We start from the raw sequence: 7,824 nt of genomic DNA on the forward strand, positions 1-7,824 counted from the left end.
CGTTTAAGCTCCCTTCTTGGCTTTGGTTTTGATGGCTGGCGAGACAACTACCTGGCCATTTTTCGCACCTGGAATCGCGCCTTTGACCAGCAGCAGCTGACGGTCGGCATCGATACGGGCGATCACGAGGTTCTGGATCGTACGGTTAACGTCACCCAGATGACCGGTCATGCGCTTACCAGGGAAAACGCGACCTGGATCTTGTGCCATACCGATGGAACCTGGAACATTATGCGAACGCGAGTTACCGTGCGTTGCACGGCCAGAAGCGAAGTGGTAACGTTTGATAACGCCTGCATAGCCTTTACCAATGGTAACGCCTTGCACGTCGATCTTTTGACCGACTTCGAACAGGGAAGCAGCGACAACATCGCCAGCTTTCAGTTCAGCGGCTTTAGCAGCATCGACACGGAACTCTTTCAACAGAGTACCGGCTTCAACACCAGCTTTAGCGTGATGACCAGCAACAGCTTTGGTCACGCGGGAAGCGCGACGTTGACCGAATGCGACCTGAACAGCGGAGTAACCATCTGTTTCAGGGGTTTTGATTTGCGCAACACGGTTGTTCGATACGTCCAACACGGTGACCGGGATCGAATCCCCTTCATCCGTGAAAATGCGCATCATACCAACCTTGCGACCGAGAAGGCCTAGGCTCATTTTTTCTCCATTCCCACCTGCGATTGGGCGGGGCTTGTTTAACTACAAAGTAACGTAGGACCCAAAAAAGACGAATCCATACCGAAGCCGGCTAGTATATAGCACAAAAACCCTTGACGCAACAAGTTAACACGAGGTATGTCAAAGTGTTGCGCGACGCCCATGCGGGAGTTCTCGGCGCGCTTGAAAAACGCTGCCGCAAGGCAACTTGGCGGGCGCAAAGCACGGCAGCATGCGCCCTGGCGGGAGATGACAGAAACACACAAGGCGCGCCATGGCATGCGCGCGCCGCCCTTCCCCTCCCGGACGTGGCGCCCGAAAAAGCTTATTGCTGGCAGTTGATCAGGCAATGCTCGTACAACTCCTCGCAAATGGGGCTGCCGCCAAGGTGCGCCCGGCAATTGGCCACTTTTTGCCCGCACTCGCTATAGCACTGCGTGACATCGCCGGCAGCAAACGCATACGAGGCACTCAGGCCGAGCGCAAACAGGAAAGCCATCGTCTTCTTGATCATATTTCATCTCCGTTTATCAGATGGAAGAACAACCTGAACGACACGCCATCCTCGCACCGCCCGGGCAGACACCGTAGTACCCGCCATTGCTTGAAAAGCAATGCCAATAGAATACCGTAAACAATACCAACCAACTACCAATTTACGGTGCCGTGCTTCCCGCACAACATAAAACGCCAGCCCGGACATATCACCGTCCGGGCTGGCTGGAAGAAGGCACATGGCGCCGGAGTGGCTCTTACTCCTGCGGTGCTCCTTTGCCAATCTGATACCAGTCCACCTTGCGCGTCGCTACCATGATGGCGGCCAGGACGGCAAACAACAGGATGCTGCCCATTACCAGTGCATTGTTTTCCGAGCTTAGCAAGCCGTACAGCGCGCCGTACAGCAGCGTCAGCGCCACGCCGAAGCCGATGCCGCGCCAGGCGTTGTGCAGCACGTGCACCAGATAAAAGCTGGTCAGCACGATACAGGCGGCGCTGGCGATCAGGTAAGCGGCCAGGAAGGAGATATGCTCGGCCAGGCCTACCAGCAGCAGGAAGAAGATCACCAGCGACAAGCCCACCAGCAAATACTGCACCGGGTGGATCGGCAGGCTTTTCAGGATTTCAAAGATGAAGAAGGCGGCAAAGGTCAGCGCCACGAACAGCAAGCCATATTTGGTGGCGCGGTCCGATTGCGAATACACATTCACCGGCTCGATGAAGCCCACGCTGAAGCGGTCCACCTGACCCAGCGGCGCACTGTCGGGCACCTTGAATTCACCCTCGATCGTGCTCAGCTGCGTTTGCGCATTCGTGGCCAGCGAGGAGATATTCCACTCGGCCTGAAAGCCATCGGCGTTGATCTGGCGGTATTTCGGCGATGGCAGGAAGCGCCCGCCAAACTGCGGATGGGGCCAGTTCGACTTGATGCTGATCTGGCTGTTTTTCGCCACCGGCACGAAATGCTGGCGTTCGATGCCATCCAATCCCAGGGCAAAGCTGAATTTCACCTGTTGCGCTTGCGCCAGCGGCATCGCTCCCAGCGGCGCGTGCAGGCCGCTGCGGAAGGCAAACAGGTCGGTGCCCTGTTCGAACTCGATCTGGCGCCCGTCCCAATCGATTTTCGGGATATTGCGGATGCCGCGCACGTCCTCAATCGATAGCGCAATGAAAGGCTGGCCGACGGCAATGCGCGCGTCTGGCGTCTTGCGCGGCAACTGGTCAAGACTCGGCACCGTGAAGTCGCCCCTGAACGCATGCTGGCCGCTGTACACCAGCACCTGGTGGATGCCACGGTAGCGGCGGTCGGTCTCGATGGTGCCTTCCTGCAGCAAAAAGTTCGGGTACACCAACAAGCGACGCTGCACCGTGCGGCGCTGCAACTCCGTGCGCACAGGCACACTCACTGCCTGTGTCTTGTCATCGCCCTTGCCCACCTCCACGCGCTCTTCATACTGCTCCGTGTAGGGAATCACCAGGATGGGACCGATGATGGTTTGTTCGCGCACCGAATCGGCGGCGATGCTGTTGACAGCTTCCTGGCGGAATTCCATCCGCTCCTTGATCGTTTCCTGAATCATCAGCAAAGGCAGGCCGATCAGCAGCATCAGGCCAAACACGATCAACGCTTTGACGAGTAAAGTTTTTTGCATGGCGCATCCTTGAAGTAAGGACGCCAGTGTAGAAAAATCATATGCGCTGATGATGCGCTGCGTGTGAAGTGTGGAAATAGATGCACGCTAAGCCAGCGGCAGGCACAGGCGTGCGCAGGCGCCACCCTCCGCATGATTGAACACCTCGACCGTGCCACCATGCAGGGAAGCGACCTCGCGCACGAAGGGTAGACCCAGCCCGGTGCTCTTGCCGGCGCTGGGGCGCGGCAAGGAGTAAAAGCGCTCGAAGATACGCTCCAGCGCATACGCGGGGATGCCTGCACCCCGGTCGCGCAAGGCAATTTCCACCTGGCTGCCCTGGCACCGCGCCGTCAAGTCGATGCAGCTGCCCGGCGGCGCAAAGCCGGCCGCATTGTCGAGCAAGTTACCCAGCGCCTGGCGCAGCAGCAGAGTATCGCCCGCCACGCTCGCCTCGTCGGCCTGTAGTTGCAGGCGCACGCCACGCGCCGCCAGGGTGGCCGCGCCATCCTGCGCCACTTGCGCCAGCAATGGCCCCAGCGCGATACGCTCGGGATGCTCCAGGCGCTGCTGCTTTTCCACGCGCACCAGAGCCAGCAGCTTGTCGATCAGTTGTCGCTGGCGCGCATTCTGCTCCAGGATACTGGCCAGAAACTGGCGCCGTTCGGCTGGCGGCATGTCTTCCTGCAGCAGTTCGGCCGACGCCTGGATGGCGGCGATCGGGCTTTTCAACTCATGCGCCAGCGTATGCATCAGCTGCTCCACATATTCCTTGCCTTCCAGGCGCGTGCGCATCGCCTCCAGCGCCCGTCCCAGGGTGCCGATCTCGTTCTTGCCCAGCGCCGGCAGCGCCACCTTGCGACCCGCTTCCACGTCGCTGATGTAACGCATCAGCTTGCCCAGCGTATGGTGCAACCACCAGGCAAATGCCAGGCCGATCAGCAGCGACAACAGCAACAGGATGGCGCCGCGCTGCAATATCTTGCGCTGGCTGCGCTCGACAAAGGCTTGCACGCTGGCATTCGGCTTGGCCACCGTCAGCACGCCGATCACCTCATTGCCGTCGCGAATCGGCGCAGCCACGTGCATCACGGTCGACATTTCGTCATCGGGCCGGCTGCGCGTGCTGCGCGCGCCATACTTGCCCTGCAAGGTGAGATACACGTCATTCCAACGCGAATAATCGCGCCCCACGTCGCGGCCACTGGAATCGAACAGGACGATGCCGTGCCGGTCCGTGATGGTGATACGGTAATCGAGCGTGCGCTTGCGCACGCCATTGATATTGACGTCCACGCCATGGCGCGCATAGTCCTGCATGCGCTCGGCCACGGGCGACTGCGCCAGCGTGCCCGCCTTCAAGTCGGGCGCCACCAGGCTGGCCAGCAGTTGCGAGGTATCGACCAGCGTATCCTCCAGGGTCGAGCGCACGCCCGGCTTGACCTGTTCCATGAAGACATTCAGCAGGAACCAAGCGGCCAGGCCCACGATCAGGAAGTAGCCGAGCAGGATACGCAGGCCGATCTTCATGCGCCGGCCAGGCTGTAGCCGAGGCCACGGTGGGTGTGGATGGGATCAACCTGCGCATCGACGGTGCGCAGCTTGGCGCGCAGCGATTTGACATGCGCGTCGACGGTGCGCTCGAGCGTATCGGGCGCCCCGCTCCACACGCGCTCCATCAGCTGCGCGCGCGACAGGACGTGGCCGGGATGCTCGAGCAAGGCCTTCAGCAGCAGATACTCATAGCGGGTCAGGTCCAGCGGCTGACCATGGAATAACACCCTTGCTTCAAGCGCGCGCAACTCGAAGCGCGCCGGCACCGGCGCACCTGGCGGGACGGCAGCAGCTATCGTCATGCCAGTCTCCGGCGGCTTCTGGACCACGCCTGCGCGACGCAAAATGACACGGATGCGCGCCACCAGTTCGCGCGGCGAAAACGGCTTGGTGACGTAATCATCGGCACCGATTTCCAGGCCGACGATACGGTCGATTTCATCGCTGCGGGCCGTCAGGAAGATCACCGGCACCTCGGAAAACTGGCGCAGCCGGCGGCACACTTCCAGCCCGCTCATGTCTGGCAAGCCCACGTCGAGCACCACCAGCACGGGCAATGGCGCAGCGTCGCCGGGAGTGGGACGCAGCAAGGCCAGGGCCTGTTCGCCCAGCATCACATGGCGCGGCGTAAAGCCGTCCGTGCGCAAGGCATAGGCGATGCTGTCGGCTATCGCCTGTTCATCTTCCACGATCAGCACAGTCTTGGACATGGCGGCGGCACGCATTAATGGACAAGCCCGGAGTATCCCTGAAGCGGGCAAGCGGCGTCAATCGCGCGCCTTGCCGTGCGCTGGCGAAAAGCCGCCCATGCCGAAAAAACTTATAGTATATTTATCACAGCATGACTCCACTGATACACCGTGTCTAACACCCGTACGAGGAGACTATGAAGACCCATACCATCAGCCTGCTATGCGCCGTCAGTCTGTTGGCCGCCTGCGCGGCGCCAGCGACACTCACCACCTCCAACGCACAACACGACGCCTGCAACGCGGCCGAACTCAAAGGCCAGTTTGGCGAAGCGGAACTGGCTTGTGTGCAGGCGCTACGCAGCGCCGAGCAGGCCGGGGCCAGTGCAGACATCCTCTCCCAGCGCCAATACAACCTGGGCCGCATCAAGCGCTTGCAGGGCAAGAATGCCGAAGCGGAGCAACTGTACCGGCAAGCCCTGGCCACGGAAGAAGCGGCGCAGCCACGCAACGATGCGCGCGTCGGCCGCCGCATGGTGGAACTGGCGTCGGCGCTGGCGGCGCAAGGCAAGTGGCAGGAAGGCACGGGCTATCTGGAACGCGTGCTGCCGTTGTTGCCGCAGCTGTCGCCAGCCTCGCGCACGTATTCGGCAGAAGTGCTGCGCCAGTATGCCAAACAGCTGCAGGGCGGGCCGCAAGCCGCGCTGGGCACGCGCTTTGAGGTGGTGGCGGCCAGCCTGTAGGCGCTCCCGGGCCGGCCTAAGGCTGGGCGACGTGGATGCTGGCCTTGATGTGCTTGAGGTGGGCCACGATGGTGAACGTCATCACCACCAGCAGCGACCATGAGCTCCATTTGCTGACATGCACCGCCGACCAGGCGCCAAGCTGGTTCGGATAGCGCCACACACCCCAGAAAGTGCTGATGTTTTCGGCCAGCCAGATAAAAAAGCCGACCAGCACGAAACCGAGTAGCAGGGGCATGCTGCGGTCGCGGTCGAGCGGGCGGAACACCACGGTGGTGCGCGCGTACAGGCCCAGCGCGCAGGCGGCCAGATACCAGCGATAGTCGCCGATGTAGTGATGGGTGAAGAAGTTGGCGTAGATCAGCAGCGCGATCAGCACCGCCATCCAGTACGGCGGATGGTGACGTATGCGCATATCGAGCAGGCGCCAGGTCTGGATGATGTAGCTGCCGACGGCTGCGTACATAAAGCCGGAAAACAGGGGTACGCCCAGCACCTTGCTATAGGCGAAGTCGGGATAGCTCCACGACTGGATCGTCCCCGATACCTTGAACACCTCCAGCGCAAAGCCGACAGCATGAAACAGACAGATGGCTTTCAACTCATCCCACGTTTCCAGTCCGCTCCAGAGCATCGCGCCCTGGATCGCCAGCGCCACCAGCAGCAGCACGTCATAGCGCGGCAGGCCAAACAAGCCGGCGCGTGGCACCAGGAACACGGCAGCAAAAAACAGCCCCACGAACAGGCACGACCTCGCCTCCTTGATGCCGAAATACAGGAATTCGGTCAGGAAGCGCGGCCAGCCGCGCAAGCGGCTACGGGGCGCGGCATTTAACAGGTGGGTATCGAGGGCATTGAGCATGCAGCAACTTTATCGAGCGGCGTCAACACTGTAAAGCGATTTTGCACGCGTACGGCGAAGCCGCCCATGCTAGCCATGCACCAATAGCAATGGGGCCGGGCGCACTCACGATTGTGAGCAGGCCCGGCCCCATCATCAGGCAGCGGGACACCCCGCCGGCCTGGAACAGCTGTCAACACCTGATGCTACGGTATTGTCAGCCGCCCTTGAAACTCTTATTGCAGTTTGATTTCAACATCAACACCAGCTGGCAGGTCCAGCTTCATCAGCGCGTCAACGGTTTTGTCCGTTGGGTCAACGATGTCCATCAGGCGTTGGTGCGTACGGATCTCGAACTGATCGCGCGAAGTTTTGTTGACGTGCGGGGAACGCAGCACATCGAAACGTTGAATACGGGTAGGCAGTGGTACTGGGCCTTTGACGACAGCGCCGGTGCGCTTCGCGGTTTCAACGATTTCCAGAGCGGACTGGTCGATCAATTTGTAATCGAAAGCCTTCAGGCGGATACGGATTTTTTGGTTTGGTGCCGACATGATATTTCCTTAAAAGAACGAACCGCGCGGTCTGCACGGCAATGAGGTCATACGGGAATTTCTGACGCAACAACCGTCAGGGTCGACATGATAGCACCAAAATGCTTGCCAACCCCGGCAGTTGAATAAAAAGAAGGGCGCCGGGCGACGACGCGTCTTCTTTTATGCAGGCTTAAGAATTAGGCCAGGATTTTTGCAACAACACCAGCGCCGACGGTACGACCGCCTTCACGGATAGCGAAGCGCAGGCCTTCTTCCATCGCGATCGGGTTGATCAGCTTGACGGTGATCGACACGTTATCGCCTGGCATGACCATTTCTTTGTCTGCTGGCAACTCGATCGAACCAGTCACGTCCGTCGTGCGGAAGTAGAACTGTGGACGATAGTTGTTGAAGAATGGCGTATGACGGCCGCCTTCGTCTTTCGACAGAACATAGATCTCGCCAGTGAAGTGGGCGTGTGGCTTGATCGAGCCTGGCTTTGCCAGAACTTGACCACGTTGCACGTCTTCACGCTTGGTGCCGCGCAGCAGCAGACCAACGTTGTCGCCTGCTTGACCTTGGTCCAGCAGCTTGCGGAACATTTCCACGCCGGTGCAAGTCGTTTTGACGGTATCGATAATACCAACGATTTCGATCTCTTCGCCGACTTTA

General features: G+C 60.0%; 9 protein-coding genes. 1 reads left to right on the forward strand and 8 read right to left on the reverse strand.

Features of this window, described 5'->3' with window-relative positions:
• Positions 1-3 precede the first annotated feature (3 nt).
• The 5 genes from rplC to creB all read right to left on the reverse strand — a co-directional run bounded on the left by rplC (position 4) and on the right by creB (position 5,053).
• Positions 4-660 (reverse strand): 50S ribosomal protein L3, encoded by a 657-nt coding sequence (rplC, locus tag ACQ4W7_RS28580; protein WP_010394393.1) that lies wholly within the window; start codon positions 658-660, stop codon positions 4-6.
• 325 nt (positions 661-985) lie between these two features.
• Positions 986-1,174 (reverse strand): hypothetical protein, encoded by a 189-nt coding sequence (locus ACQ4W7_RS28585; RefSeq protein WP_426073381.1) that lies wholly within the window; start codon positions 1,172-1,174, stop codon positions 986-988.
• Positions 1,175-1,412: 238 nt separating this feature from the next.
• Positions 1,413-2,810, reverse strand: coding sequence for a cell envelope integrity protein CreD (gene creD, locus ACQ4W7_RS28590; RefSeq protein WP_436535068.1), 1,398 nt, complete (start codon positions 2,808-2,810; stop codon positions 1,413-1,415).
• Positions 2,811-2,897: 87 nt separating this feature from the next.
• Positions 2,898-4,319 carry a two-component system sensor histidine kinase CreC gene (gene creC / locus ACQ4W7_RS28595; protein ID WP_436535070.1) on the reverse strand — a complete coding sequence of 474 codons (1,422 nt, stop codon included), beginning with the start codon at positions 4,317-4,319 and terminating at the stop codon, positions 2,898-2,900.
• Positions 4,316-5,053: a two-component system response regulator CreB gene (gene creB, locus ACQ4W7_RS28600; protein ID WP_436535072.1), complete on the reverse strand. Its 738-nt coding sequence runs from the start codon at positions 5,051-5,053 to the stop codon at positions 4,316-4,318. The genes creC and creB overlap by 4 nt, the downstream gene beginning before the upstream one ends.
• A 176-nt stretch (positions 5,054-5,229) precedes the next feature.
• On the opposite strand from creB, the gene ACQ4W7_RS28605 reads away from it, so the two are divergent.
• Positions 5,230-5,775: a tetratricopeptide repeat protein gene (locus tag ACQ4W7_RS28605; RefSeq protein WP_426073385.1), complete on the forward strand. Its 546-nt coding sequence runs from the start codon at positions 5,230-5,232 to the stop codon at positions 5,773-5,775.
• A 16-nt stretch (positions 5,776-5,791) separates the two neighbouring features.
• Here the strand turns inward: ACQ4W7_RS28605 and ACQ4W7_RS28610 are convergent, their stop codons facing one another.
• The 3 genes from ACQ4W7_RS28610 to ACQ4W7_RS28620 all read right to left on the reverse strand — a co-directional run.
• On the reverse strand, positions 5,792-6,637 hold the full coding sequence (locus tag ACQ4W7_RS28610; RefSeq protein ID WP_426073386.1) for a DUF817 domain-containing protein: 846 nt from the start codon (positions 6,635-6,637) through the stop codon (positions 5,792-5,794).
• A gap of 215 nt (positions 6,638-6,852) precedes the next feature.
• The gene (rpsJ, locus tag ACQ4W7_RS28615; protein WP_010394389.1) at positions 6,853-7,170 is read right to left on the reverse strand and encodes a 30S ribosomal protein S10; all 318 of its coding nucleotides are present in this window, start codon (positions 7,168-7,170) and stop codon (positions 6,853-6,855) included.
• Positions 7,171-7,349: 179 nt separating this feature from the next.
• Positions 7,350-7,824: EF-Tu C-terminal domain-related protein (locus tag ACQ4W7_RS28620; protein WP_436535075.1), on the reverse strand; the 475-nt coding region annotated here is incomplete at its 5' end.

Source organism: Janthinobacterium algoris (assembly GCF_051380935.1).
Classification (GTDB): domain Bacteria; phylum Pseudomonadota; class Gammaproteobacteria; order Burkholderiales; family Burkholderiaceae_D; genus Janthinobacterium.

Coding starts and splice junctions, on each gene's coding strand:
- creC (WP_436535070.1), bottom strand. CDS start 4,319: ATGAAGATCGGCCTGCGTATCCTGCTCGGCTACTTCCTGATCGTGGGC.
- ACQ4W7_RS28610 (WP_426073386.1), bottom strand. CDS start 6,637: ATGCTCAATGCCCTCGATACCCACCTGTTAAATGCCGCGCCCCGTAGC.
- rpsJ (WP_010394389.1), bottom strand. CDS start 7,170: ATGTCGGCACCAAACCAAAAAATCCGTATCCGCCTGAAGGCTTTCGAT.
- ACQ4W7_RS28605 (WP_426073385.1), top strand. CDS start 5,230: ATGAAGACCCATACCATCAGCCTGCTATGCGCCGTCAGTCTGTTGGCC.
- ACQ4W7_RS28585 (WP_426073381.1), bottom strand. CDS start 1,174: ATGATCAAGAAGACGATGGCTTTCCTGTTTGCGCTCGGCCTGAGTGCC.
- creB (WP_436535072.1), bottom strand. CDS start 5,053: ATGTCCAAGACTGTGCTGATCGTGGAAGATGAACAGGCGATAGCCGAC.
- creD (WP_436535068.1), bottom strand. CDS start 2,810: ATGCAAAAAACTTTACTCGTCAAAGCGTTGATCGTGTTTGGCCTGATG.
- rplC (WP_010394393.1), bottom strand. CDS start 660: ATGAGCCTAGGCCTTCTCGGTCGCAAGGTTGGTATGATGCGCATTTTC.